The 24468-nt window shown below is 65.4% G+C and carries 25 protein-coding genes; 14 read left to right on the forward strand and 11 right to left on the reverse strand.

Annotated features, from left to right (window positions below; all coding sequences use genetic code 11):
- Window positions 1-62 precede the first annotated feature (62 nt).
- The 3 genes from F0311_RS04560 to F0311_RS04570 are packed head-to-tail and all read right to left on the reverse strand — an operon-like array spanning window position 63 to window position 2586.
- A complete protein-coding gene (locus F0311_RS04560) occupies window positions 63-392 on the reverse strand; it encodes a hypothetical protein (protein ID WP_150460770.1) in 330 nt (109 codons plus the stop codon).
- A complete protein-coding gene (locus tag F0311_RS04565; protein WP_150460771.1) occupies window positions 392-1957 on the reverse strand; it encodes an MFS transporter in 1566 nt (521 codons plus the stop codon). Before F0311_RS04565 ends, F0311_RS04560 begins: the two co-directional genes overlap by 1 nt.
- A 17-nt stretch (window positions 1958-1974) precedes the next feature.
- The gene (locus F0311_RS04570) at window positions 1975-2586 is read right to left on the reverse strand and encodes a class I SAM-dependent methyltransferase (RefSeq protein ID WP_150460772.1); all 612 of its coding nucleotides are present in this window, start codon (window positions 2584-2586) and stop codon (window positions 1975-1977) included.
- Between the two features lie 95 nt (window positions 2587-2681).
- Here F0311_RS04570 and F0311_RS04575 point away from each other — a divergent pair, with 95 nt between their 5' ends.
- On the forward strand, window positions 2682-3263 hold the full coding sequence (locus F0311_RS04575) for a helix-turn-helix domain-containing protein (RefSeq protein WP_150460773.1): 582 nt from the start codon (window positions 2682-2684) through the stop codon (window positions 3261-3263).
- A 177-nt stretch (window positions 3264-3440) separates the two neighbouring features.
- Here the strand turns inward: F0311_RS04575 and F0311_RS04580 are convergent, their stop codons facing one another.
- Entirely contained in the window at window positions 3441-4052 is a 612-nt protein-coding gene (locus tag F0311_RS04580) for an HAD family hydrolase (RefSeq protein ID WP_150460774.1), read from the reverse strand.
- 22 nt (window positions 4053-4074) lie between these two features.
- Between F0311_RS04580 and F0311_RS04585 the strand changes: the two genes are divergently transcribed.
- The 3 genes from F0311_RS04585 (at window position 4075) to F0311_RS04595 (ending at window position 5553) form a co-directional block, all read left to right on the forward strand.
- Window positions 4075-4320 carry a DUF1272 domain-containing protein gene (locus F0311_RS04585; RefSeq protein ID WP_150460775.1) on the forward strand — a complete coding sequence of 82 codons (246 nt, stop codon included), beginning with the start codon at window positions 4075-4077 and terminating at the stop codon, window positions 4318-4320.
- Window positions 4299-4889, forward strand: a complete 591-nt coding sequence (locus F0311_RS04590) for a cysteine hydrolase family protein (RefSeq protein ID WP_223881135.1) — start codon at window positions 4299-4301, stop codon at window positions 4887-4889. Before F0311_RS04585 ends, F0311_RS04590 begins: the two co-directional genes overlap by 22 nt.
- 229 nt (window positions 4890-5118) lie before the next feature.
- The gene (locus F0311_RS04595) at window positions 5119-5553 is read left to right on the forward strand and encodes a hypothetical protein (protein ID WP_150460776.1); all 435 of its coding nucleotides are present in this window, start codon (window positions 5119-5121) and stop codon (window positions 5551-5553) included.
- An 11-nt stretch (window positions 5554-5564) separates the two neighbouring features.
- Here F0311_RS04595 and F0311_RS04600 read toward each other — a convergent pair whose 3' ends face one another.
- A complete protein-coding gene (locus tag F0311_RS04600; RefSeq protein WP_150460777.1) occupies window positions 5565-6773 on the reverse strand; it encodes a cysteine desulfurase family protein in 1209 nt (402 codons plus the stop codon).
- Between the two features lie 35 nt (window positions 6774-6808).
- Between F0311_RS04600 and F0311_RS04605 the strand changes: the two genes are divergently transcribed.
- From F0311_RS04605 to F0311_RS04615, 3 genes are read left to right on the forward strand one after another with little or no spacing between them, the layout of a single operon-like run.
- Window positions 6809-7831, forward strand: a complete 1023-nt coding sequence (locus F0311_RS04605; RefSeq protein ID WP_191089735.1) for a J domain-containing protein — start codon at window positions 6809-6811, stop codon at window positions 7829-7831.
- Complete coding sequence (locus F0311_RS04610; protein WP_150460779.1) at window positions 7828-8319, forward strand: tRNA (cytidine(34)-2'-O)-methyltransferase; 492 nt, start codon at window positions 7828-7830, stop codon at window positions 8317-8319. The genes F0311_RS04605 and F0311_RS04610 overlap by 4 nt, the downstream gene beginning before the upstream one ends.
- 58 nt (window positions 8320-8377) lie before the next feature.
- Window positions 8378-10054, forward strand: coding sequence for an anti-sigma factor domain-containing protein (locus F0311_RS04615; protein WP_150460780.1), 1677 nt, complete (start codon window positions 8378-8380; stop codon window positions 10052-10054).
- A 117-nt stretch (window positions 10055-10171) separates the two neighbouring features.
- On the opposite strand, the gene F0311_RS04620 is transcribed toward F0311_RS04615, so the two are convergent.
- Together F0311_RS04620 and F0311_RS18785 are read right to left on the reverse strand one after the other, a co-directional pair.
- Complete coding sequence (locus tag F0311_RS04620; protein WP_150460781.1) at window positions 10172-10918, reverse strand: PIG-L deacetylase family protein; 747 nt, start codon at window positions 10916-10918, stop codon at window positions 10172-10174.
- A complete protein-coding gene (locus F0311_RS18785; RefSeq protein WP_150460782.1) occupies window positions 10915-12555 on the reverse strand; it encodes a S1C family serine protease in 1641 nt (546 codons plus the stop codon). Before F0311_RS18785 ends, F0311_RS04620 begins: the two co-directional genes overlap by 4 nt.
- A 39-nt stretch (window positions 12556-12594) precedes the next feature.
- On the opposite strand from F0311_RS18785, the gene F0311_RS17915 reads away from it, so the two are divergent.
- The 4 genes from F0311_RS17915 to pdxT all read left to right on the forward strand — a co-directional run bounded on the left by F0311_RS17915 (window position 12595) and on the right by pdxT (window position 16660).
- Window positions 12595-14157: a coiled-coil domain-containing protein gene (locus F0311_RS17915; protein WP_191089736.1), complete on the forward strand. Its 1563-nt coding sequence runs from the start codon at window positions 12595-12597 to the stop codon at window positions 14155-14157.
- Between the two features lie 102 nt (window positions 14158-14259).
- A complete protein-coding gene (locus F0311_RS04635) occupies window positions 14260-15066 on the forward strand; it encodes a PspA/IM30 family protein (protein ID WP_150460783.1) in 807 nt (268 codons plus the stop codon).
- A 53-nt stretch (window positions 15067-15119) separates the two neighbouring features.
- A complete protein-coding gene (gene pdxS, locus F0311_RS04640; protein WP_150461181.1) occupies window positions 15120-16061 on the forward strand; it encodes a pyridoxal 5'-phosphate synthase lyase subunit PdxS in 942 nt (313 codons plus the stop codon).
- A complete protein-coding gene (gene pdxT, locus F0311_RS04645; protein WP_150460784.1) occupies window positions 16058-16660 on the forward strand; it encodes a pyridoxal 5'-phosphate synthase glutaminase subunit PdxT in 603 nt (200 codons plus the stop codon). The genes pdxS and pdxT overlap by 4 nt, the downstream gene beginning before the upstream one ends.
- A gap of 25 nt (window positions 16661-16685) precedes the next feature.
- On the opposite strand, the gene F0311_RS04650 is transcribed toward pdxT, so the two are convergent.
- The gene (locus F0311_RS04650) at window positions 16686-18326 is read right to left on the reverse strand and encodes an outer membrane protein assembly factor BamB family protein (protein ID WP_150460785.1); all 1641 of its coding nucleotides are present in this window, start codon (window positions 18324-18326) and stop codon (window positions 16686-16688) included.
- Window positions 18327-18503: 177 nt separating this feature from the next.
- Window positions 18504-19202 (reverse strand): hypothetical protein, encoded by a 699-nt coding sequence (locus F0311_RS04655; protein WP_150460786.1) that lies wholly within the window; start codon window positions 19200-19202, stop codon window positions 18504-18506.
- A gap of 495 nt (window positions 19203-19697) precedes the next feature.
- Between F0311_RS04655 and F0311_RS04660 the strand changes: the two genes are divergently transcribed.
- A complete protein-coding gene (locus F0311_RS04660; protein ID WP_150460787.1) occupies window positions 19698-20474 on the forward strand; it encodes a DsbA family protein in 777 nt (258 codons plus the stop codon).
- Window positions 20475-20479: 5 nt separating this feature from the next.
- On the opposite strand, the gene F0311_RS04665 is transcribed toward F0311_RS04660, so the two are convergent.
- Window positions 20480-21205, reverse strand: a complete 726-nt coding sequence (locus tag F0311_RS04665) for a hypothetical protein (RefSeq protein ID WP_150460788.1) — start codon at window positions 21203-21205, stop codon at window positions 20480-20482.
- A 66-nt stretch (window positions 21206-21271) separates the two neighbouring features.
- Entirely contained in the window at window positions 21272-21736 is a 465-nt protein-coding gene (locus F0311_RS04670) for a PCRF domain-containing protein (RefSeq protein WP_150460789.1), read from the reverse strand.
- A 163-nt stretch (window positions 21737-21899) separates the two neighbouring features.
- On the opposite strand from F0311_RS04670, the gene F0311_RS04675 reads away from it, so the two are divergent.
- On the forward strand, window positions 21900-23258 hold the full coding sequence (locus tag F0311_RS04675) for a variant leucine-rich repeat-containing protein (RefSeq protein WP_150460790.1): 1359 nt from the start codon (window positions 21900-21902) through the stop codon (window positions 23256-23258).
- A gap of 163 nt (window positions 23259-23421) precedes the next feature.
- Window positions 23422-24420: a DUF2690 domain-containing protein gene (locus F0311_RS04680; protein ID WP_150460791.1), complete on the forward strand. Its 999-nt coding sequence runs from the start codon at window positions 23422-23424 to the stop codon at window positions 24418-24420.
- Window positions 24421-24468 lie beyond the last annotated feature (48 nt).

Genomic DNA, 24468 nt, shown 5'->3' on the forward strand with positions numbered 1-24468 from the left:
CACGTTGCCCCTGGGTTCCCATGCCGGCTGTATTAGTGCCACATGCATCGCTCTAGGAGGACTTACGGGCGTCCCGCCGCGGAGCTGGTGAAGAAGCCGACAAACCGTGCAGTCGTGCCCAGTCGGCGAGCACGGGGAAACCCGGTGCCGCGAACCGCAGCCAGCTGTCTGGCCACATCCTGTGCACTAATCCGCAGCACAGCAGAAACCTGCTCGCCGCTTCCCTCTTCTGACTGCACGGTGGTGTGCAGCGTGATGAGGTCGCGCAGCACAGTCCAAGGTGCTTTGCCGGTGATCATCTTGGTTCCGGTCAACCTCCAGGGTTCCCCGCCGTCGTCACTGAATCTCAGCTCATAGCTCATCGACTCCCTGTCCTGCTCAGCCTCGTTCATCACTTCTCCGGGAGAAGTTCAGTGCTGGGGCGGTCCACCCTTCTCGGCCCCCGGATGACCACGAAAATCACGAGGAGCGCCATGACTGCGACACCGATCCACATGGCTTGCTGCCAACCGGCGATGAAGGACTCCTGCGCGGCAGTGAGGATTTGCGGAGCATGTTCCCCGGCCTCAGCACTGACGGCGACAGCATTGGCAATGCCTTCGGCGGCAGTGACGGCCAGTTCCTCCGGGACCCCGTGGAGCCGTCCATTGATCGCGTTCTGGTAGCCGGCAACCAGCATGCCGCCCAGTAGTGCAATACCCAGAGCGGCACCGAGCTCCCGGGTGAGGTCGTTGAGCGCAGAGGCCACGCCCTGCTTCGCACGCGGCAGCGAAGAGGTGATCGCTTCGGTGGAGGGAGTCATAGCCAAGCCTGCCCCCAGACCCATGGCAATCAAGCCAGGGAGCACACTGAGGTATCCGCCGTCGGCCGAGACCAGGCCGGCCATCAGCGTCAGACCCGCGGTGGCAATACTCAGCCCGGTGACCATGGCCCAGCGGGCACCAATGCGTGCAGCGAGCCTGGGTGCCAGGCCGGAGGCGACCATCATCAGCAGCGCCATGGGCATCAGCCCGAGCGTAGCCAGTAACCCGCTCCAGCCGAGCACCACCTGGAAGAACGGGTAGAGGACCAGGGAGACGCCGCCCTGCACCCCGAACAGCACCAGCAGCAGCGTGGTGCCCGAGGACAGGCCGCGAGTGCCGAAATATCGGATGTCCAGCAGCGGGAACGGGGTGCGCAACTCCCACACCACAAATGCCGCTGTGGCGATCACCGCCGCGACCATCGGGGCCACCACAACCGGATTCCCCCAGCCCAGAGAGGGTGCCTCATGCAGCGAGAAGGTGAAGCCCACAGCAGCGATGATCGAGGCCAGAGCGCCGAGGGCGTCAAAGCGACCCGGTGTGGCTTCACGAGAGTTCGGCACGGCGCGGGCTCCGATCAGCAGGGATGCCAGGGTGAGCACTATAGGCAAGGCGAACAGCCACCGCCAGGAGGCGACGTCGACCAGCAGCGCAGAGAGGTACATGCCGAGGATGCCGCCGCCTCCGGCGACCGCGGTCCACATGCCGATCGCCCGGGAGCGTTCCTGATCGGGGAACGAGGAGGTGATCACCGAGAGGGTCACCGGCATGATCAGGGCGGCACCGATTCCGCTGGCCAGGCGCGCTGCGAGCATGACCTCCATAGTCGGTGCAAGGGTAGCGGCGATGTTCGCAATACCGAAGAGCACCAATCCGGCCAGTAGGACCGGCTTGCGGCCCAGCCGGTCGCCGGCCGCCCCCAAGGGCAGCAGAAGGGCGGCAAGGGTCAGGGTGTAGATGTTGATGATCCACAGCACCTGCCCCTGAGAGGCCTCGAAGGTGGTCGCCAGGTGCGGCTGGGCCACATTCAGCCCGGAGACCGATGCCACCACAGCCATCAGGGCAATACAGACCGCCCACAGGATTGCACGACGACGCCTCGGGCTCTCGATCACCGGCGCCTCGCCTGAACTGTTGACTGCGGTAGATGTCATGTTTCCTGCTTCCTTTTTCAACTGGTCCGCCGGGCGCGGACGATCACGTCATGCAGATGCACCTCTCGTCCGCCTGCACGGAGGGTGCGGGTGTTCTGGTAGGTGGTCTCGACGCTCCAGCCAGGCCGAGAGAACAGGCCGGTGATCCCCTCCTGGTCAGCAGTAGCACCTTCGGGGTGAGGGTGGCTGTGGGCGGCGTGGTGCAGGTGAGCCACAATCAACACAGTGCCGCCAGGTGCCACCCAGTCGGCGAGGCGCTGGTAGAGAGCCAGCTGTCCAGTCTCGGGATGGGCGTAGCTGGTGACCACCAGCTCCCATCTGCGCTCCGGTTCCCAACTGGTCAGGTCGGCCTCTACCCACTGGGTCCGCTCGGCCATGCCTGCGGCATCTGCGCGGGCAGCGGCAGCGGCGAGTGCGCTGGTGGAGATATCGGCACCGGTGACCTGCCAGCCCCGCTCGGCCAGCCACAGTGCCTCTGCCCCAGTTCCGCACCCGGCGTCCAGCGCCGCACCCGGGGAGAGATGTGCTGTCTCAGTTGCCAGATACGGGTTGACCGGCAGTCTCTGGCTCCGTGCCGCCGCTGCAGGATCCCAGTGCTTCTCCCAGTAGTTCTTATCGAATGTGTGCATAGCCTCGCCCTCTGAGTTGATCGTGGTGGCAGTACCAGAGTCACCTGGGCGTGGTCATTGTGCAAACTCTCTTGCTAAATGGCAAAATGATAGACGTGAACACCAATACAGATGAGACTCTTGACACTGTGGGGCCTCGGTTGAAACACCTGAGGTTACGTCGCGACATCACACTCACCCAACTTGCCGCTGAGACTGGAATCTCCACCAGCACACTGTCCAGACTTGAGTCAGGGCTCCGCCGTCCGACCCTGGAGCAGCTGCTGCCGCTGGCCCAGTACTACGGGGTGACCCTCGACTCCCTGGTCGATGCGCCCCACACTGCCGATCCTCGGGTGGACCTGCGCCCACTGGCCTGCCGCGACGGCTCAGTGATCATTCCCCTCACTCGCCGCCCCGGCGGCATACAGGCCTATAAGTTCGTGCTACCCACCGGGAACGACGACGCCCACCCCGAGCTGCGCTCCCATGAAGGCTACGACTGGGCCTATGTGCTCAACGGCACTCTGCGCCTGGTGCTCGGTGATCAGGACCTGCTGCTCCAAGCCGGGGAGGCAGCCGAGTTCGACACCCGCATCCCGCACTGGTTCGGCGCCACCAGTGCGGGACCCGTAGAGTTCCTCAGCCTGGTCGGGCGGCAGGGCGAACGCGCCCACGTCCGGACCAGCACCGACTGACGACCTGCCCTCAACTGAGACTGGGAACCTCAGACCGCATGGTCGATCACAGCTCTGCCATGGAGCTCGGCGCGGCTGCTGCCGGACCGCGGAGCAAGGACGCTCACTGCCAGGTTCCCTGCACCAGGAGCTGCAAAGCTTGGCAGAGCAGCCCACTCTGAATGACATCAGCGCACGTCACCCTGCCCGGCTAACCTCTCTGAGTGCTGCTCGCAATGCCGTGACCGAGCTGTAGTGATGGGCATGCATACCCACCTGCCGAGCACCGGTGAGCTTATTCGGCGAATCATCGGTGAAGAAGATCTCAGACCCCCGGAGGCCAAGCTGATCCATCACATACTGGAAAACTCGGGGGTCCGGCTTTATCCAGCCGATCTCAGCAGAATTGAAGAATGCATCGAAATGCTCCAGGGCACCGAGCTGTGCGGCCTCCTCCCGGACCTCATCGGTCCCGTTGGTCAGGACCGCGGTGATGAGCCCCTGTGCCCGCAGTTCATCTGCCAGCATGAGGAGCTCCTGATCCGCAGCAGTCGGAGGATGGGCCCATTCGGCAGCCGCTTCCGGTGTTCCGATCTGGGCACCGATACGGCGTATCCACTCCCGCCGCGGGATTCTCCCTGTGGTCAACTCCGTGATCAGAGGCTCGGCGAAAGCCGCGCCTTGGATACTGTCCTCAGGCAATCCATAGCGGCGTTCCAGGTCCGGTGTGAACTGAGCGTCGAACCGGCGGATCACTCCGTCGAAGTCAAACACGACAGCCCGGATCTCAGAGGTGCGGAGATGCTGCATCCCTCCACCTTAGTCTTGAACCATGCTTGAGCTGCGACCCAACTGCGAGTGCTGCGACCGGCACCTTCCCCACGACGCCGCAGCCTGGATCTGCACATTCGAGTGCACCTGGTGCTCGGAGTGCGTCGAAAGGTTCCCGGGAGATCGCTGCCCCAACTGCGGCGGAAATCTGGAGCGCCGCCCGATACGGCCGGCCCACCTGCTGAGTGAGCACCCCGCCTCAGCCAATCGGGTAGTCTCTGCCTCGTGCCAGGAGATGATGCGCTGATGGAAGCTGCACCCCGCCCCGATGACCGGACCGCCCTGCTGCTGGTGGATGTACAGGCAGGCTTCGACGACGCCGACTATTGGGGCAGGCGGAACAACCCCGAGTGCGAGGCCAATATCGCAGCCCTGCTCGGGCACTGGCGGCAGGCAGGAGGGCCTGTGGTCTTTGTCCGGCACGACTCCCGCGACCCGAACTCCCCACTGCGCCCGCAGCGCCCGGGGAACGCTCTTCAGGAGATGGTCACCGGTGAGCCGGACCTGCTGGTGGTCAAGAGTGTGAACTCCAGCTTCCACGGCACGCCAGACCTGCACGCTTGGCTGCAGCAGCAGGGCATCCAGCGCCTGGTGATCTGCGGGGTCACCACGAACCACTGCTGTGAGACCACTGCCCGGGTGGGCGGCAACCTCGGCTACGAGGTGCACTTCGCCCTGGACGCGACCCACACCTTCGACCGGACCGGACCGGACGGACAGACTATCCCGGCCGAGACTCTCGCGCAGGTCACCGCCGCCAACCTCCACGGCGAGTTCGCCACCGTGACCTCAACCCGGGTCCTGCTGCAGTCCTGAGCAGGATTCCAGTTATTGCTGCGCCTGTTCCGGACGCACCCGCATAATCGGCGCATCTCCCCACCAAGCGGTCAGTATCGTCACCAGCAGCCCGAGCAGGACCAGCCCCCATCAGCAGACCCTGGGCGAACTGCAGAGCCGCCGCCTCGCCTGTGCCCCCGCATGAACCACCACAGCGTACGACGCCGCCCCGCCGACACTGTGATTCGAGGATGCATAGCATAGGCACATGGAACAGGGCACGAGGAGCATCGCAGCCGCAGCAGGCCTAGTTGCACTGGCTGCCTGCTCGAACAGCGGGGTGAACGACGACGCCCGCCCGGAGGCGGAGACCGCAGACATCGAGATCCCCGACTCAGCTGAGATCATCACCCTGGGCGATCCCTACCCCTGGGGGACAGCGGAGTACGATCTGCACGGCAGTTCTCGGTGGGATGAGGATGAGCAGCAGTACTGGGGCACAGCGCATATGATCGTCTTCGGCGGAGACAGTTACACGATAGCTGGCCCGGTGGGCACCACCGAGCGGGTCGAAGACTGGGAGGTCACCATCGTGGAGATCCGCCAGGTGGATGTCCCGGACCGCTGCGACGATGAGGAGCTGGACGGCCTGAACTGCTCCAGCCTAGCGATGGACGTCGCCGTGGTGGAGGTCGATCAGTAGTCTCAGACCGATCACGTCCGCCGCTGGGCTGCCAGCCCAGCCTGACGGGACTGGGCGATGATTCCCGGCAGGGCAGCTGCGAGCGCGGCGACATCCTCCTCGGTGGTGGTCCAGCCCAGGGTGAAGCGCTGCGCCCCGCGCGCCTCCGCCTCGGAAAGCCCCATGGCCATCAGCACATGGCTGGGCCGGGGCACCCCGGCGGTGCATGCCGAGCCGGTGGCGGTGTCAAAGCCGGCCATATCCAGCATGAACAGCAGCGAGTCGCCCTCCGCGCCGTCCACGGTGATGTGCAGGTTGTTAGCCAACCGCCGTTGAGGGTGCAGCCGCGGGTCCGGTCCGCGCAGGGTGACTCCCTCCAGTCCGTCCACGGCCGCCAGCAGCTGATCGCGCAGCCCGGTCAGGCGTGCTGCCTCAGCCGCACGCCCGGCCACCACTTCCCGGGCCACTGCCGCGAAGGCGCAGATCCCCGCAGTGTCCAGAGTGCCAGAGCGGATATCACGTTCCTGCCCGCCACCGTGCAGCACGGGGGTCAGCTTCACGTCCCGGCGCACCAGCAGTGCACCGATGCCCACCGGGGCACCGATCTTATGCCCGCTGATCGCCATGGCTGAGGCACCGGACTCAGCAAAATCCACCGGCGCCGCTCCAGCGGGCTCCCCGCCGAAGGCCTGTACTGCATCCGTGTGGAAGGGCACCCCGGCCTCAGCGCACAACTGCCCGATCTCTGCCACCGGCTGCACCGAGCCGACCTCATTATTGGCCCACATCGCCGTGGCCAGGGCGATGGTCTCCGGCTCATCGGCCAGCAGCGCGGCCAGGGCCTCAGTCTCCACCACCCCCTCGGCATCCACCGGGATGATCACCAGCTCAGCGCCCTCATGGGTCTGAAGCCATTCGGCAGTGTCCAACACTGCGTGGTGCTCGATGCCGGGCAGCAGCACGCGGCGTCGTGCCGGGTTCTCGGAACGGCGCTGCCAGTACAAGCCTTTGACCGCAAGGTTATCCGCCTCGGTGCCGCCGGAGGTGAAGATCACCTCGCTAGGGTCAGCGCCCACGGCTGCGGCCAGCTGCTCCCGTGCGGAGTCCACCGCCAGCCGCGCCTTCCGGCCGGCCCCGTGCAGCGAGGATGGATTGGCCACAGTGGGCAGCAGTTCGGTGAGCACCTCCACCGCGGTGGGCTTCACCGCAGTGGTGGCGGCATGGTCGAAATAGCGGGACATCACCGCCGATTCTACGTGCGGATAGAGTTAAGCGGGTGAGCGAGCCGGACTTCTATGCAGTGCTGGGGGTGACCCCCGAGGCCGAGCCTCAAGCCATTCGCGCCGCCTACCGCCGGGCAGCCCGTCAGCACCACCCCGACCGTGGGGGCAGTGTAGAGAAGTTCCACCAGATCCAGGCTGCCTGGGAGGTGCTGGGCTCCGCCGAGACCCGTGCCGACTACGACCTGCGCCGCCGCCCCGGCACCGGTGCTGAAGCGGACTCCCCAGCCACCACAGAGGAAGGCGCCGGGTTCACCTACTCCCGCTCCGCCCCGACCGGCAACCGTCGCACCCGCACCAAGCAGCGGGCCGCTGAGCGCAGTCCCAGCGCCGATAAACCGGTGACCTATGAACCGCCACTGTCCAGCCCGGAGCCGCTGAACCTGACTCTGACCAGCCAAAAGGTGCACGGCGGGTTCCCCGCGAAGGGACTGTTCGGCGGCCGGTCCCAGCGCCGGCAGCAGCGCAGTGTCGAGCTGCTGGAGAAGCATGTACTCTCCGCTCTGCCCGCTGCCCGGCTGTTCAACAGTGTCTCCCTGGCCCCCTCAGAGACTTCAGGGCGGAGGCATCGTCGTGCTAAAAACCCCACCACTGCGGATCATGTGCTGCTCTGCGGTCCTGTGCTGGTGCTGATCAGCTCCCTAGAAGTTCCCGGTGCCACCGCATCCTGGGACGGAAAATCCCTACGCACCTCCGGGAGAAGTCTGCCGCTGCCAGACCTCGCCGCCGCGGCCAAGCAGCTGCGCACCAGCCTGGCCCGTCAGATACAGGCTGAGCATGGTGCCGGCGGACAGACCCAGACCGACTTCCAGCATATTCTGCTGGCCGCTGACGGGGACCTCTTCCACCCGGTGGTCGAGCCCCAAGGTGCCGGCCGAAGCGGACCGACGCCGCTGGCGGCCGGGCGTGCCATCGGGCATCTGGTCAATGTTCTCGCTGCCTCTGATAGGGCCAATCTGGTGGACCGGCACCTGATGGCTGCACTGCGCAGCAGACTCACCAGCCCGGAGGAGTCATGAGCGGCACAGGACTCCGAGTGGTGCTGGATCAGCCGGAGATCCCGGGCAACACCGGAAACATCATCCGGCTGGCTGCCGTGGCCGGGTTCGATCTGCACATCGCCGGGCCCACCCTCTTCGACTTCTCCGATGCTCGCCTGAAGCGGGCCGGGCTGGACTACCACGATCTGGCGGTGATGACCGAGCACCAGGATCTGGAGTCCGCCTACGCCGCCCTGGGGATCGACAGCGCCGCTGAGCACCGCATCTTCGCCTTCACCGGGGACGGGTCCACTCAGCACACTGCGGTCACCTACCGACCCGGGGACACCCTGCTCTTCGGACGCGAGTCCACCGGCCTGGATGATCACGTCAAGGCCGATCCGAGGATCACCCAGCTGGTGCGCATCCCGATGCTCCCCGGTCGGCGCAGCCTCAACCTGGCGAACTCGGTGAGCATCGCGATCTACGAAGCCTGGCGTCAGCGCGGCTTCCCCGGGGCGGTATAGTCCCAGCGCTGAGTGTTGGTCGCAGTCAGGCCAGACCCACCTGACTAGACTCAGGGTCATGAGCGAGACCCCCCGCCGCGATAAGCAGCCCCCTGAGCAGGAGCCTGCGCCGGTCGCTGCCACTCCTACCGAAGCCGAGGATGAGTACCAGGAGATCCACTACCGCGAGGATGCTGATACCGACTATCAGGACTCCTACGAGGAGTACCCCGAAGATGCGGTGGTCGATCCGGAGACTGGTGAGATCTCGGCTGTAGATCCCGCCACCGGGGAGATGAAGGTCATCGGCACCGCGCCCACCCTCACCGACCTGCTCACCCAGACCGCCCAGGGGGACCAGGCGGCTTTCTCCGCCTTCTTCGAGGCCACCTCGGATGTGGTCTACGGGCTCTCGCTGATCATGCACGCAGAGTACGACGACGCCCACTCCTCCACGATTGCCGTATACCGCCACCTCTGGGACCAGGCAGATGCCCGCGCCCGGGATCTGCGGCTGCAGACCCAGGCCTCCCAGCTGCTGACCGAGGAGTTCATCGGCGCCGAGGCTGAGGGTGAGGGCGCCAGCTACCAGCCCAATGAGTACGAGCTGGTGCTGGAATGGCTGATCCCACTGGCCCACCGGATCTTTGTGGAGCGGTTCCGCGAGGGGCTCACCACACCGATTCCGCTGACCCCGGTGCCGCAGAGCGAGGGCGGCGGAGTGGCCGGCCTTCCCGAGGAGGTGCTGGAGGACCTGCTGGCCCTCTCCGATTCCCAGGCGCAGGCCCTTGCGCTGACCTATCTGGCCGGGGCCACCCACCAGCAGGTGGCGGAGAAGGTGGAGGCGGCCGTGCCCTCGGTGAAGTCGAGGCTGCGTGATGCGATGACCCGACTGCACACCCAGCGCGAGACCCGCGATAACGAACCGGATCCGATCCTGCAGGCTGCGGTCACCAAGAAGGATGTGGAGCGTTCCGGCGGGGTCAACCGCAATTTCTCCCATCAGATCGCCGCTGACCTGGACAAAGGACTGCTGGTGGAGCTCACCGAGCTCTACGCTCTGGATGCGGTGGACGATGCCGAACGCGCCCTGTTGGACGAGAAGGCACTCACCGCCTCAGAGTCCGAGGCCCAGCAGTGGGAGACCCGGGTGCTGGCTGCCCGGCGCACCTTGGCGGAGATCTTCGCCTCCGACCCGGTGGCGCCGCCGTCCACCCTGCTCGAGGATCTGCTCACCGGGCTCGGCGGGCAGGAGGTCGGAGTCGGCCTGGTGGAGAACCTCTCCAATCACACCGGTGAGACTGAGCGCCGCACCCCGGTGATCAAGAAGTGGATGTTCGTGACAGGGTTCCTGGCCATCGTGCTGATCGGTGCTCTGATCATCTGGCAGGTGAGCATCCCCCGGGACATCCAGGCCTTAGCTGATGCTGACCCGGAGGCCGAGCAGATCGCGGAATACCCGATGGAGGAGGGCGGAACGGTCGACGCCGTGCTCTCCCACACCGAGGACGTCGGCTACGCCCAGTTCAGCGATCTGCCTGCCCTCGAGGGCGAACAGACCTACCAGCTGTGGCTGCTGCCCGCCGGCACCGGGGAGCCCTCCTCGATCGGCAACTTCACCCCCGATGAGCTGGAGGGCGAGATCATCACCATCAGCAACCTCGCCAGCCACCAGGCACTGCTGGTCACTGTTGAGAATATCCGCGGAGAGGAACGCCCCCAGGGTGACATTGTTGCGCAACTACCGCTGAATTAAGGCAGTTGCCGTGCGGACGAGCTGTGGCGCTCAGCTCGGTCACAAGGCCAGCCTGCCTTGCTTGCCTCGCCTCCCTGGCATCTCCTCCAGCACAGAGCCTGTGCTTCCCAAGCCCCCTTAGAAGCCGGATATCGTTGTCGGATCGTTGACGGTCACGTGGTGGAACTCCTCGGCGTAGCCGCCGGCACCGTGCACTCTGACCAGCTGCTCCATGACGAATTCGCGCATCCGGTCGGCGTCCCGTTGCTGGCTCAGGTGCCGGTCCAGGGCAGTGAGCTTGCGGTCTTCGAACCCGGTGATGTCCACCCGCAGATTGACCCGCTCCTGAGGGGCCCCCATCAGCAGCAGGTGCTGGATCTTGAACGCCTCCAATCCCTCAGCGGCAAGCTCCGGGTAGGCGAAGGGATTCTCCACATAGGGGTAGACCGCGCGCACCACGGCCTCTCCGGCGGCCAGGTGGTCCGGGTGTGACTTCTGCAGCCGGTCCCAGGCCCGTTCCGGATGCGAGCTCAGCACCGCCTCAGGGCGCAGCTGGCGCATCAGCCGCACCAGCTGGCCCACCAGCTCATCACTGGGCTGTACGAATCCGTCCCGCTCATCCAGCAGCGTCACCTCAGAGATGCCCACCACCGCGGCTGCGGCCTCCTGCTCAGCGCGCCGCAGCCGTGCGGTCTCCTCGGCAGTGCGACCCAGGTCAAAACCCCCGGCGTCCCCGGCAGTGAGCAGGCACAGCCGTACCTCGACTCCGTGGCTGGTCAGGGCTGCGATAGTGCCGGATGCCCCGAAGTCGATGTCATCGGGATGGGCCGCCACTGCCAGCACGGTGCGCAGGCCAAGTCGGCTGACCAGTTCGTCTGGGCTCACATCGGATCCAGGGTGACATCGATCTCCAGCTGCTCGCCCTCACGCAGCACAGTGAGGGTGATGGTGTCTCCGGCGGCGTACTCACGGACGATTGCGGTGAGGTTGATGCTGTCGTCAATCCGCCGGCCTTCCACCTCCTGGATGATGTCACCCTCCTGAACCCCGCCCTCCTCGGCCGGGGAGCCGGGTACCGCGTGCACCACCAGGCCGCCCAGGGAGAAGGGGCTGCTGGGCTCGGGCGCGTCCGGATCTGCCAGCCGCTGCTCAAGCTCCTCGCCTTCCAGCCCGAAGATCTCCACCCGGAATTCGTTGACCGCGGGGTCCGCGTCAGCCTCAGCCACATGCACCCCGAGCACCCCGTGGGAGGCCTCGCCGTGCTCAATGATGTCCTGGGCCACCCGGGCGGCGTAGTCGATCGGAACGGCGAAGCCCACCCCGATGGAGCCAGCACTCTCGGAGCCCATGAGCCCGCCTCCGGTGGTGGCGATGGCCACGTTGACCCCGATCACCTCCCCGTTGATGTCTACCAGGGCGCCCCCGGAGTTGCCCTGGTTGATAGCGGCATCGGTCTGGATCACGCTGAGGTAGATGCTCTCCCCGGCTTCCTGTCCCGGGAACTGGAACTGGGGGCCTCCCTCATCCTCGCCGTCCCCCTCTTCATCCTCGCCTTGGCCGAAGAACTCCTGGTAGCGGCCATCCTCCGGGATGCCCAGGCCGTCACCCTCCACCCCTGAAGCGGCCACACTGATGGTGCGGTCCAGGGTGGAGATAATGCCAGTGGTGACGGTGCCCTCCAGCTGCAGGGGCGCGCCGATAGCAATGGTCTGATCCCCTACGTTGAGGGCTGCGGAGCTGCCGAGTTCGGCCGGGACCAGGTTGTCGGTCTCGGCGAGCTGGATGACAGCCAAGTCGCTGAGCGGGTCGGTGCCGATGAGCTCAGCCGTGGTGGAACGCCCGTCGTTAAGCTGCACGTGAATCTCCGGGGCGCTCTCGGCACCGCCCAGGGTGACCACATGAGTGTTGGTCAGCACATGGCCCTCGGTGTCCAGGATGATGCCGGAGCCCGATCCGGCTCCTGACTGCCCGCCCACCGCGAGTGTGACCACCGAAGGCGCTGCCCGGTCAGCGGCTGCGGCGACTGCGGTGGCCTCCTCCGGGGTGTTGATCTCGATCCCGCTGCGGTCATCGGTGCCGAGGCTCTGCTGATCCTCTTGCTGCCACTGGTCCCAGAGGTACTGTCCGCCCAGTGCTGCACCGCCGCCGAGCAGTCCGGCCAGCAGCACAGCAGTGATGAACAAAGCGAAGCCGATGCCGCGCCGGTTGCGCTGGGACTTGGCAGCAGGCTCCGCAGGCTGGGTCCAGGGGTGGGAGTCCGGCTGCTGGGACTGCTGGTGAGCCTGGTGGCTGAAGGGTTCTTCACCACCGCTGTAGAGCCCGTGGGGCAGCTCGGCGGAGGCCGGCTCGGACCGGGGATGCGACACCGGCTGGCCGGGCGCGGGAATATGGCCGGTGGGCCCGGGTGAGATGGGCCGAGAGTCTATCGGCCGCGTCGGCTCATTGGCCTGCGGGAACTGGCGCGTGGACTCTTGGCGGTCCGGCTGATCAGCGGGGGTCTCGCTGTAAGGGGGCTGTGACATCGATGTGTGATGCTCCTGATCTCTTATAGACTCCAGACCATGGTGCCAGAGAATCTGTTCGCCCTGCCCGTGGTGACCGGTGCGGTGTTCGTGGGCCCGCTGATCATCGGGGCAGCAATCCTGGCGCTCATCGGAGTAGGAGCAGTCTATCTCTCCGGCGGCAGAAAACAGACTCGCCAGATCACCGGCGCCGGCGCCCCGCAGCAGGTTCCCGCAGGTCAGCGCGACCCGCTCGATGAGAGGTCCACTGATGAGCTGCGTTTACAGGCCGGTGGGCTGCTGGTGGCCGCCGATAACGCCGTGCAGTCCAGCGAGCAGGAGCTGCTCTTCGCAGCGGCCTCCTACGGGGACGCCAAGGTGGCCCCTTTCCAGCAGGATGTGGAGAAGGCCAAGGAGCATCTGCGCGAGTCCTTCCGACTCCAGCAGCAGGTGGACACCGGCGCAGACGAGGCCGCCGCCCGCGATCTCTATCAGCGGATTATCCGCAGCTGTGAGCAGGTCAACCAGACCCTGCAGTCCCACCAGGATCAGTTCACCGAACTGCGCAGCCTGGAGCGCGACCCCCGGCCTGCACTGAACAAACTGGCCGAGCAGCTGGCCGGGCTTTCTGAGCGCCGCAGCCGGGCGGAGTCCGCAGTGCAGGAGCTGGCCCAAAGATACAACGACGACGCCCTCCGCCAGTACCGGGACAACCTCGCCCAGTCTGCCCAGGCCCTGGAGGGTGCCGAATCCTCCCGCAGCCGAGCCGAACAGACCGTGGAATCCGGTGACACCGCCCAGGCTGTGGTGGCCCTGCACTCCGGTGAGCAGGCAGCGGCCGATGTCCAGCGGCTGGTCGAGTCCATGGAGGAGACCGGGGAGCGGCTCAAGACCGCACGGAGAAACCTGGATGTCGGCATCGCCCAGACCGAGCAGGACCTCGCCCAGGCCAAGGCCACTCTCAACGCGGGTCAGGCCCCAGAACTGGCCGGGCCAGTGGCCGCCGCTGAGACTGCCGTGAGCCGGGCCAAGCAGGCACTGGCCTCCGGGGACCGGATCGACCCCCTGGAGCTGCTGCAGCAGCTGGAGCTGGCCCACCGTGAACTTGACGCCCCGCTGAACTCGGTGCGTGACCGGCAGGCCCAGGACCGCCGAGCCCGGGAGATGCTGCAGCATGAGCTGCTGACGGCCCGCAACCAGGTGCAGTCCTCCCTGGACTTCCTGCGCTCGCGCCGCTACGGCATCTCCTCAACTGCACGGACCCGGATGGCTGAGGCAGAGCGCTGTCTCACCGAGGCTCAAACCATCGGGGACTCCCAGCCGGCCCGGTCTGTGGAGCTGGCCCAGCAGGCCAAGAACCTGGCCATCCAAGCCGCCCAGATCGCTGAGCGCGAGGCCGCCACCGCCCAGATGCAGACGATGGGCGGCGGGTTCGGCTACGGCAACGGGGGCGGGTTCGGCGGGTTCGGCGGTGGTTATGGGCGCACCGGAGGATTCGGCTACGGCGGCGGGTTCGGCTACGGCGGGCCACGCCGGCGCTCCGGGATGGGCCAGGTGATGCGTTCGGCGCGTACTATCAACCGGCTCTCCGGCGGCGGGCGGCGTCGTCGTGGGTTTTTCTAGAAATATCCGTCCTGAGGCTGATAACAGCCAAGGCCCACGGGTTAGTATCGGGAGGGTGATCGTTCTCAACGCTTGAACGTCCCTCTAGGAAAGGTGATCACAGTGACTAAGCAGTCCATTTTCGGCCGGATGTCCCAGCTGATCCGCGCCAATGTCAACGCGATGCTGGACCGTGCCGAGGATCCGGAGAAGATGCTGGATCAGATGGTCCGGGACTTCACCAATAACATCCGGGAGGCCGAGGAGGCCGTCGCCCAGACCATCGGCAACCTGCGGATGATGGAGGATGACTACAAGGAGGACCTGGACACCGCTCGCGAATGGGGGCAGAAGGCCCTGGCTGCCTCACGGAAGGCTGATGACTTCCGCGGGGAGGGCAATGGTGAGAACGCCGCCAAGTTCGACAACCTGGCCAAGGTTGCTATCCAGCGCCAGCTTGATGCCGAGAACTCGGCGAAGAGCGCTGAGCCGACCATCCAGTCCCAGCGGGAGATCGTGGAGCGGCTGCGCACCGGCCTGGAGCAGATGAAGACCAAGCGTCAGCAGCTGATCTCCAAGCGCGATGAGCTGGTGGCCCGCTCCAAGGCAGCCCATGCCCAGTCCCAGGTCCACGATGCGGTCAAGGCCATCGATGTCATGGACCCCACCTCGGAGGTGGGCCGGTTCGAGGAGAAGATCCGGCGGGAGGAGGCCCGGGTTCGCGGGCAGAACGAGCTTGCCGCCTCCAGCCTGGATGCCCAGTTCGAGTCCTTGGAGGACCTGGGCGAACAGGCCGAGATCGAGGCCCGTCTGGCTGCTTTGAAGTCAGGCTCCTCCACTCCAGCGGAGATCGGTGCAGGCAGCGAGTCCGGCACCGGGGTCACTGAGGCTGACTTCGCCGCCCTTGAGGCGGAGAAGGGCAAGGCCTGAGACACAGGACCTGAGCGACAGGACCTGGGCGGGAGGAGTAGACTGCTGCGGTGATGAATACTGCAGCAGATACTCCTTCCGCCAATTCCGTTAACGGGACTTCTACCGGAGTTCCCTCCACTGGCGCCACCACGGTGAACACCGGACTGGCGCAGATGCTCAAGGGCGGGGTGATCATGGATGTGGTCACCGCTGAGCAGGCCAGGATCGCCGAGGAGGCCGGTGCAGTGGCCGTGATGGCCCTGGAGCGCGTGCCCGCCGATATCCGCGCCCAAGGCGGCCTGGCCCGGATGAGCGACCCGGACCTGATCAGCTCAATCGTGGATGCCGTCTCCATCCCGGTCATGGCCAAGGCCCGGATCGGCCACTTTGTGGAGGCCCAGGTGCTGGAGCACCTGAAGGTGGACTACATCGATGAGTCCGAGGTGCTCTCCCCCGCTGATGAGGCCCATCACATCGATAAGACCAAGTTCAAGGTGCCTTTCGTCTGCGGTGCCACCAACCTGGGTGAAGCTCTGCGTCGGATCGCCGAAGGCGCCTCGATGATCCGCTCCAAGGGTGAGGCCGGAACCGGTGATGTGATTGAGGCAGTGCGCCACCTGCGCACCATCAAGGGTGAGATCGCCCGGCTGTCCGCGCTGGATGAGGTGGAGCTCTACGCTGCGGCCAAGGAGCTGCGCGCCCCCTACGAGCTGGTCAAGAAGGTGGCTGCCGAAGGCCGGCTACCCGTGGTGCTGTTCGTAGCCGGCGGCATCGCCACCCCTGCTGATGCTGCGATGATGATGCAGATGGGCGCTGAGGGCGTATTCGTGGGCTCCGGAATCTTCAAGTCCGGGGATCCGGAGGCCCGGGCCAAGGCCATTGTGAAGGCTACCACCTACTACGATGATCCCGCCGTGATCGCGGATGTCTCCCGGGGCCTTGGCGAGGCAATGGTTGGCAAGTCGGTCTCGGAGATCGCCGCCCCGCACCGGCTGGCCGAGCGCGGCTGGTGAGCCGCGCCCCTCAGATCGGTGTACTCGCCCTGCAGGGCGCAGTGGCCGAACATGAGCGTGCTCTGCGCGCAGCCGGGGCTGAGGTGCACAAGGTCCGCCGGCCCGCGGAGCTGGCGGACCTGGACGGACTGGTGGTGCCCGGCGGGGAGTCCACTGCCATGACCCGGCTGGCCGCACCGGTGAACCTGATGCCTACTATCCGAGGGCGCCACGAGGAAGGGATGGCCGTCTTCGGCACTTGTGCCGGGTTGATCCTCACAGCGAATGCTGTGGCCGATGCGGAGGCGCTGGAGGGTTTTGACCGTATTGGCGGGTTGGACGTCGTCGTACGCCGTAATGCCTATGGCAACCAGCTGGCTTCATTCGAAGCTGAACTGTCAGTGACCGGGATACCTGAGTCTGAGCGGATGCTGCCGGCGGTGTTCATCCGCGCCCCGATCATCGAGGAGGTCACCGGCAGCGGGGTTGAGGTGCTGGCTGAGGCGGCGGGGCACCCGGTAGCCGTTCAACAGGGCAGGATCCTGGCCGCCAGCTTCCACCCTGAGCTCACCGCAGACCACCGCCTCCACCAGCTGTTCGTTCAGCTGGCCTCCGAATGAGTGTCCTGGAAACCTCGGCGTATCATCACTCCAGCAGGGACCAGGTCTGAGAATGGTGCTCGTGCAGCAGCAGCCGCTCACCGACCTGGACCACACTTTCGTTCTGGGGGTTGTACTGCCAGTGCCACACCTGGGAGCCCTCGTCCCAGCTGTAGGCGACTAGTTCGTTGATCCCGCGGATGTAGAGATTCTGGTCACCGGGGTGGAAGGAGACACCGAATCCTGCGCCGGAGCCTTCGTAGTCGAAATACTCCTGCTCCGGGTCCAGCTGCCCATAGAACTTCTCATCCCCAGTGGCGGCGTCATGCACCGCGAAGCGACCATCCCTGCTGATCAGGTAGATGTTCTCGGCATCACTGGCCGAATGCACCTCAGCGGAGGATGTGCCCAGAGCCTGATCCCACGTCTGCTCACCAGTCGCCGGATCGAGCCGGTTCAGGCTCATGCTGGTCTCCGAGGTGTCTGCCACCAGCAGGGTGCCGTTGGGGCTCCAGATCCTGTCGGCACTGCGTGGTCGGTCCCACTGCGCCACCTGCTCGGCATCGAAGGCCCTCAGCTCTGTGGCACCTCCCCCGGAGCGGTACCTGTGCTCCAGAATCACCGGCCCCAGACCCTGGAAGTGGACCGAGTCCTGCTCGGAGAGGGAATCGATGATCTCGCCAGTCTCAGTGTCCAGGTAGTAGGGAAGGTGCTGATCGCTACCGGAGAGGACTCCGCCGTGCTGAATCACCGTTCCGTGCGGCCCCGCGTCTATGAGGCCGGGATAGTCTGCTGCGACTGTTGCCGTCGCCTCCGAGGTCCACTCGATCTGGTCCAGGTTCCGGGCGTCCAGGCGCATAGCCAGCGGGTAGTCCCGTTCCTCCTGGTAGGTCTGGAGGAGGAGATAGACAGAGTCACCGTCGAATAGGGGATGGTATGGGCCGTCGTACTCGTGGTCCATCTCCAGCTCGGAGTGCACTTCACCGGAATCCGCATCGAGGGTGGCGATATAGGTGGTGCTGCGCTCACCATCGCCCCACCCGTAGTCGGTCCAACCGACCCCGATGATGTCAGAGTCGTCACTGGCTCTGACCCATACGCTCTGCTGAGCGCTGGGCAGCCAAGCTATGGCCTCGACCAGATCCACCTGCCACAGGTGGTCACCGTTTTCTACCTCGATTCGGGTCAGAGAGGTGGTCATCGGCTGCTCCACGTAGGTTCCGCTCTCTCCGCCAGGGTCGAGTGCGTAGGAGAAGAGCAGCGCCTCCCCGCCTCCGAGGTCGTACATCTGGGAGTGGTAATCGGTATTGTCTGAGCCGAAGGCGTAGTCGATGCGCCAGCTGGTCACCGGACGTTCAGGAAGGTCACCGATCGCGTAGGGATTGTCCGTGTCTGTCTCGGCAGAGCCCAGAATCCTCGGCAGCAGGAGAGCGGCCGCCGCACTCAGAACCAGGACCGAAGCGGCGAGGCTCACCCAGAGCTTCAGCCGGCCCTTCCGCTTCCTGCGACCCTGCCCGCCTGCGGACCCCGGATGCGGCGCAGGCGCATACGGCTGCTGGTACTGCTGAGGGTATTGAGCGTACTGCGGCTGCTGCCCGTGCGCCGGTGCCGGCGGCCCCGGTGGGGGCGGACCCTGCGGGGGCCGGGGAGGATGAGGCGGGCCGGGCGGCGTCGGCGGCTGGGTCATGGGTTCCCTTCGGCGCGAGTGATATTTGCACAGTGTCGTCCGGCTTCCCCTCGCCGGGCGCACGTGATGGATTTTTATCCTATGGCGCTGTTGGGTCTCCGCACACCGGAGTCCCCAGTTCCGGACCAGATCCGGAAAATCCGGACATCCGGAACGGTGCGAACGATGAGTCAGCGTTCATTCGCCCTCGATCGATCTGAGCTGCTCGTCGGCGTAGCCCAGAATCTCTGAGATGATTTCAACCAGAGCATCTTCGTCGCCGGCATGATCAGACACGGCAGATATTTCGATCTCTGTAGGCGCAGTTCCGGTCTCTAAAGCAGCTACTACCAATACTTCCCCGTCGACCCCATCATCGGTGACCCGGACCACTCCCCACAGCGCATCCTGCTCGATGACCCGGACTGTCGCGGTGTTTCCCTCGAGGGCTGCATGGAACGGATAGCACGCACTGGCCCAGTGGGTGAAAGATCTATTCGCATCATAAGTTCCAGGTGCCAGGTAGCGTCCCCCTGATGCTGCCCACAGGTCGATGTGAAGAGATTCGTCATATGCTCCAGGAACTTCGTAGATCGCGGTGACTGAGGCCTCCTCCAGGCCAGATTCCCATAGCTCCTGACGCTCATCGGTCATCACCGTCATATCATCAATCCGCTGCAGCCACGCCTGATAGCACTCCTCGGCGCCTTCTACCTGGCCCACAGCCGCCCGAGCCTGTTCGGTCTCCTCACCGAAGTAATCGAACGAATCCTCGCCTAGGCCTAGATCTTCAAAATCGACCGCTTCGCTTCCAGCCTCCGCTGGGTCGCGCATCACCGCACGAGCAGAAAGCTCATTCTCCCGGGGAACCAAACCCGTGAGTTCGTATGGACTCAACGGCCGATCAGGGTAAGAGCCCTCTGGAATGCCGGGCTGATCTATGTCCTCGACCCCTTGCCCCTGAGGTGGCGCAGGGGACGACGAGGTCACCTCAGGCAGTGCTGGCCGAGCAAGCTCACTCTGTTCTCCAGCACACGAAGAGAGGAGAATGAGTCCTGACAGTGCTGCCGCTGCGCACAGGCTTCGCCTGTCGCACTGCCTTACCAACACCAGCTTCTCAAGAGACCGAGACATAGCTAGAGCTTAGAACGCCTCCAGCCCTGGATCGGAACGAAATCCAATTCCAGGCCAGATCCGGAAAATCCGGACATCCGGAACCAGGCCGAACGGACACAGACCTGGGCTGAGGACACTATTGGGTGGTCAAATCTACGTGCGTGTGCCCGCCGCGGCAGGAGGCTTAGCCTGCCGCTGCTTCCAGGTCCCGGAAGATCTGGACTCCTGGCAGCACATTCACTCTCCGCCCAGACACGGCTCCTATACTGGCCAGCGATGACTCAACGCAGTGTGCACACCCGATGGACTGCGGCGGCCGGTGCCGCCGCACTGCTGGCCCTCACCGCCTGCGGAGGCGAGGACGAGGACGGACCCGACGCCAGCCAGGTCACCCAGCTCGGCAGCGGCGGGGAAGAGACCACCCAGGCCTCTGAGCCTGATCCGACAGAAGATGAGACCGAGTCGGGTGAGGACGACGCCGCCCCAGGCGCCCAGCAGAGCCCGCAGCTGGCCAACGAGCACGGCGGGTTCGTACTCACCTCACCCACTGAGATCGACCCGCAGGCCCAGGCCAGCGAGACGCCGCATGTGGTGATCTTCAGCGATCCGGGCTGCCCGCACTGCGCCACCCTGGAGGACGCCTTCCACGAGCAGCTGCACAGCTGGCTGGAAGAGGGGGCCATCACCCTGGAGTACCGCAGTGTGAACTTCGTCAGCGACTACTCGGATGTGGCGACCAATGCCTTCGCCTGTATGGCGGAGGAGGCCCCAGAGTACTACTTCGCCTACCTGGGCGAGATCACCGCGGAGCGGGGCGTGGTGGATGAGCTCTCCGCCGAGGAGCTGGCTGAGCGGGCCGAGGCGCACGGGGCTGATATCGGGCAGTGCATCGCCGATGAGCCCTACGCGGAGTTCGTGGAGGAGACCACCGACTCCGCGCTCAACGAGGCCGGAATCCAGGGCACTCCCACGATCTTCATCGACGGCGAGGAGGTCCCCGGCGACGAGCTGATGGAACTGGACCAGCACATCGAGGCTGCGATCAGCGGCTGAGCCCTTCAGGGGCTGATGCCGAGCTTGGCCCTCTGCCGCTCGAGCAGCGCCGCGGCATGCTCGGCGGAGGTCTCGGTGTAGACCGTAAGGGCATTGTGCCCGTTGTCCAGCCCCAGAATGTGGTGCTCCGCGGACTCCGCTCTGAAGCTGAGCCCCACGGCCCCTGCATGCCGCACCGCACTGAGCTGGTACTCGTGCTCATCTAGGGGGAGCACTACGGAGTCGCAGGCCGCTGCGGCGGCTTCCCAGTGCTGCTGGACCTGAGCAGGCTGGTGATAGCTGGCGATGCCCACTGCCACCTCGGCAGGGTGTTCGCCGCCAGTGTGCCGATGGCCCCGCACGAACATCAGCGAGATCAGCGGGCTCTCCTGAGTGGCGGCGTACACATCCCCCAGCGCCCGGGTACAGAGGGCAGCGGCGGTGTACTCTTCCTGCTCCTCAGGGACCAGGACCTGCTGCCAACGGTGCAGCACGGTCTCCGCCTCCACATATTCGACGACCTCACCCGGGGTCCGCGGGAAGAGCTCCTGCTCATTCAGCAGCAAGGAGCGGATCTGCATGGCTCGCAGCGTGCCGTAGGTGTTCGCCGGCGGGCCTTCCACGGTCTCAGGGGTGATGCTGAGCTGTGCCGGCGGGCCGCTGCGCGGGGCAGGGCTGCGGTCCGGCTCCCCCGCCCGGGCGCAGCCGAGCGCCAGAAGGCTGATGGCAACGGCGGCAGCCCATCGCACCATCGGCCCAGGTGACATCCTCCTCGCACGCATAGCCACCAGTATCCCAGGTGGGGTAGGGAGGGCGGATCAGGCGTCGAAGCCCTCGATGTCGCAGTTCTCTTCGACCCAGTCGGCCCAGGCCTCGCCCTGGTCCTCCATATCGTTGAACCGCTCTTCCAGCTGTTCGAACTCTGCCTCCAGGGCCTGGAGTTCCTCGGGATCCATCTCCATCATGGACTCCATATCGAACAGGGCCTCGAGGTCGAGGGTAGCCAGCTCCTCCACGGCGGATTGGACCGCAGCATGCTCCTCGGCAATCTCATCGGGCACATCAGACTCGGCATCCTGGAGCATCTCGACCACACCCTCGAACCCGTCGTTGATCACAGCCTGCGGGTCGTCGGACTCCAGGGCCTGCAGTGCGGAGGCGTGCTCCTCTAAGGTGTTGCAGTAGGACTCAGCGTCCCCTCCCCCACATGCGGTGACGGTCAGCAGTCCGAGAACTCCGGCTGCACCGCCCAGGGTCTTGCTGCGTGTAGTCAAGGTGCTCATCAGTGTTGCCTCTCTGTTCTGTGTCTCGTCCTGACATGACTCTGGCAGGACTCTGTGGTGACACTAAGAACGCTTTCTGTACGTTTGGTGTGCGAACTCTGGATTATGCATCTATTTGTCACCTGGTTGGGCGGGTCTCAGCCCTGTTTGGCATGATGTTCGCATGACTCAGGAGCCCGAGCACCAGGGGATTACCCCCAACACCTCCGCAGCAGAGCTGTACCAGCTGGCTCAGTCCCGCCCGGATCTGCGGCCTCAGATCGCCGAACACCCCAATGCTTACCAGGGGCTGCTGGACTGGTTGGGCGGGCTGGGAGATCCGCAGACTGATGCCGCTCTGGCCCGCAGGAACGCACCAAAGAACGACGACGCCGCGGATCCCGATCAGCCCACTGTGCCGATTGAGGGCCAACTCGCCACCCCGGTGACCGAGCAGCACACTGAAGCCATCGGACCGGCAAGGACCCCTGAGGACACCCAGCTCACCCAGGCGCTGCCGCCCCGGACCCCTTCTCAGCAGACCGAGGAGTTCGGGGCTGTGCAGCAGCCCCACCACCAGCAGCCTTCCCCGAAGCCTGAACCGCAATCAGATTTCGACCAGCATGTCTACGGTGCGGCCGCTGCCGGCTATCCCACCCAGCAGCCCACCTACCAGCAGCCTGCCTACCCTCCCCAGAGCTATCCGCAGCAGGGCTACTACGGCCAACCTGCTGTCTATGACCCGGAGGAGGAGTCGGAGCCGCAGAAGAAGCGCGGCGGGGCCGGGATTCTGATCTTCCTGCTGGTCCTGCTCACGGTGGGGGCCTTGGCCGCCAGCTACTTCCTGATCTTCGGCAATCCGTTCGCTGAGGACCAGGAGCAGGCGGAGGACCAGGAGCAGGCTGCCCCTGAGCCGACCGAGGAACCTGAGCCCACAGAGGAAGCCACGCAGGAGGAGACTGAGGAACCCGAGGAGGAGCCCACAGAGATCACCAGCGTCCCCGCCCCGGCCCGGGAGGACAACACCGTGGAGATCCCCGAAGGCGTGGAGGGTGTGGAGTATTCCTACTCCGGCACTGTGGAGATCCCTGAGGACGAAACCCTCACGGTGACTGCGGAAACCGCCAGCGACGAGTACGTCATCGCAGAGGGGGTGGAGACCTCCTGGGAGTTCGAGTACCAGGAGCCTGAGCTGGAGCGCCCGTTGCCGGAGAACTCCCTGGACATCACTGAGTTCTCCTCCCCCACCGGAAACATCAACTGCGAGATCAGCGAGGATGAGGTCCGGTGCACGGTCTCGGAGTTCGACTTCGACGCCCCCAGCGGCTGTACGGACGGGGCCACCTTCCGGGTGGATCAGGACGGGGAGGCGGAGTTCGACTGCGACAACCCGGTGAGCTCCCAGGGTCAGGAGCTGGAGTATGACGAGATCACCGGCAACAGCGACTTCGGCTGCCAGGCTGACTTCCTCTACTTTGAATGCTGGTCCCAGCACTCCGGCAACGGATTCGAGATCTCCCGCGAGTACTACGAGCTACATTAATAACCGCAGGTCAGCGCGATTTCCTGAGCTTTTCCGGGTCCGGACGAAAAGTTCGGACAAGAATTTCCGGACTTTTCGCACTCCGAAACACGTTCGGAACACGCGGTCTTGACATGATGGTGCCGACGGTTTCACTCGCACTGACCGGAGGACTGTACACAGCATGAACCACTCTGCACATGACCGGGAGCCGGAGGAAAAGCCCCACCCCGGGGACTCGGTGCAGCAGTTCGCAGAGGACCTCAACGAACTGCGTGTCCGGGCGGGAAACCCGATCCTTGCCGCTCTGAGCAAACAGGCGAAGGTCTCCAAGTCCGTGCTCTCGGATGCTTTCCGTGGCCACCGCCTACCCACCGAGAACACCACGGAGAAGCTTGTCTCCGCCCTGGGTGAGGATCCGGCCACCTGGCTGGAGCGACGTCAAGCCCTGGATCCCCGGGCGCTGCGTAGCAGCGGCAGTGCTGAGAGCCCGGTGACCGCGGAGACCCCGCAGGCAGGCCAGGCTGCGGCTTCGGCGGTCCCCGGCAGCGGGGAGCGCCCAGGCCGGAAGGCAGGCGCTGAACGCTCCCGGGACTCACTGACTGTGCTGGTGGCCGCCGCCGTGGGGCTCATGGCCGCCCTGCTGGGCAATGCGGTGTGGGATACCTTCGCCCGCAGCGGGTCGAATCCGGAGCCGGTGGCCACTGAGGAGCAGTCCTCACTCTCAGCAGAAGAGGATGGTGAGCTGCGCCGGGCAGTGGAGGACATCCTTGCGGAGCTCCGGGAGGAGGCTGTCGCGGAAGGCCGGGAGGAGCCTGCCTCCGGAGTGGACCCGATGAACACCCGCTGCCACGAGGACGCCGTGATCGCCGCCAGCGAGGAGCGCCTGGAGGGCAGCGTGCAGGTGCAGATCCTGTGGTCCAATGAGTGTCGGGCGGCCTGGGGACGGATCACCCGGTGGGACGAGCAGTCTATGGGCAACCACGTCGGCTTTGTGATCTACCCGCAGACGGAGAGCCCGGAGTCTGAGAATGCCGTCTATCGGGAGGCCTTCGACGTCCAGTCGGTCTACACGCCCATGCTCATCGAGGAGAACGTCGAGACTCGGCTCTGCGGGGTCGCCTACATCACCACCGACGATGCAGAGGATGAGATCGAACTGGCACCGCCCATGTGCATCTGATCCCGCCGCCGTGCGGTGAGTTAGGCTGAAGAATCGCCGGAGGATCCG

It is taken from the genome of Nesterenkonia ebinurensis (genome assembly GCF_008711175.1).
GTDB classification, from domain to species: domain Bacteria; phylum Actinomycetota; class Actinomycetes; order Actinomycetales; family Micrococcaceae; genus Nesterenkonia; species Nesterenkonia ebinurensis.

What these genes read in the sequence shown, in the direction of transcription:
- F0311_RS04560 (WP_150460770.1), bottom strand. Translation starts at nt 392, where the DNA reads ATGAACGAGGCTGAGCAGGACAGGGAGTCGATGAGCTATGAGCTGAGA.
- F0311_RS04565 (WP_150460771.1), bottom strand. Translation starts at nt 1,957, where the DNA reads ATGACATCTACCGCAGTCAACAGTTCAGGCGAGGCGCCGGTGATCGAG.
- F0311_RS04570 (WP_150460772.1), bottom strand. Translation starts at nt 2,586, where the DNA reads ATGCACACATTCGATAAGAACTACTGGGAGAAGCACTGGGATCCTGCA.
- F0311_RS04580 (WP_150460774.1), bottom strand. Translation starts at nt 4,052, where the DNA reads ATGCAGCATCTCCGCACCTCTGAGATCCGGGCTGTCGTGTTTGACTTC.
- F0311_RS04585 (WP_150460775.1), top strand. Translation starts at nt 4,075, where the DNA reads ATGCTTGAGCTGCGACCCAACTGCGAGTGCTGCGACCGGCACCTTCCC.
- F0311_RS04595 (WP_150460776.1), top strand. Translation starts at nt 5,119, where the DNA reads ATGGAACAGGGCACGAGGAGCATCGCAGCCGCAGCAGGCCTAGTTGCA.
- F0311_RS04600 (WP_150460777.1), bottom strand. Translation starts at nt 6,773, where the DNA reads ATGTCCCGCTATTTCGACCATGCCGCCACCACTGCGGTGAAGCCCACC.
- F0311_RS04610 (WP_150460779.1), top strand. Translation starts at nt 7,828, where the DNA reads ATGAGCGGCACAGGACTCCGAGTGGTGCTGGATCAGCCGGAGATCCCG.
- F0311_RS04615 (WP_150460780.1), top strand. Translation starts at nt 8,378, where the DNA reads ATGAGCGAGACCCCCCGCCGCGATAAGCAGCCCCCTGAGCAGGAGCCT.
- F0311_RS18785 (WP_150460782.1), bottom strand. Translation starts at nt 12,555, where the DNA reads ATGTCACAGCCCCCTTACAGCGAGACCCCCGCTGATCAGCCGGACCGC.
- F0311_RS17915 (WP_191089736.1), top strand. Translation starts at nt 12,595, where the DNA reads ATGGTGCCAGAGAATCTGTTCGCCCTGCCCGTGGTGACCGGTGCGGTG.
- pdxS (WP_150461181.1), top strand. Translation starts at nt 15,120, where the DNA reads ATGAATACTGCAGCAGATACTCCTTCCGCCAATTCCGTTAACGGGACT.
- F0311_RS04650 (WP_150460785.1), bottom strand. Translation starts at nt 18,326, where the DNA reads ATGACCCAGCCGCCGACGCCGCCCGGCCCGCCTCATCCTCCCCGGCCC.
- F0311_RS04660 (WP_150460787.1), top strand. Translation starts at nt 19,698, where the DNA reads ATGACTCAACGCAGTGTGCACACCCGATGGACTGCGGCGGCCGGTGCC.
- F0311_RS04665 (WP_150460788.1), bottom strand. Translation starts at nt 21,205, where the DNA reads ATGGTGCGATGGGCTGCCGCCGTTGCCATCAGCCTTCTGGCGCTCGGC.
- F0311_RS04670 (WP_150460789.1), bottom strand. Translation starts at nt 21,736, where the DNA reads ATGAGCACCTTGACTACACGCAGCAAGACCCTGGGCGGTGCAGCCGGA.
- F0311_RS04675 (WP_150460790.1), top strand. Translation starts at nt 21,900, where the DNA reads ATGACTCAGGAGCCCGAGCACCAGGGGATTACCCCCAACACCTCCGCA.
- F0311_RS04680 (WP_150460791.1), top strand. Translation starts at nt 23,422, where the DNA reads ATGAACCACTCTGCACATGACCGGGAGCCGGAGGAAAAGCCCCACCCC.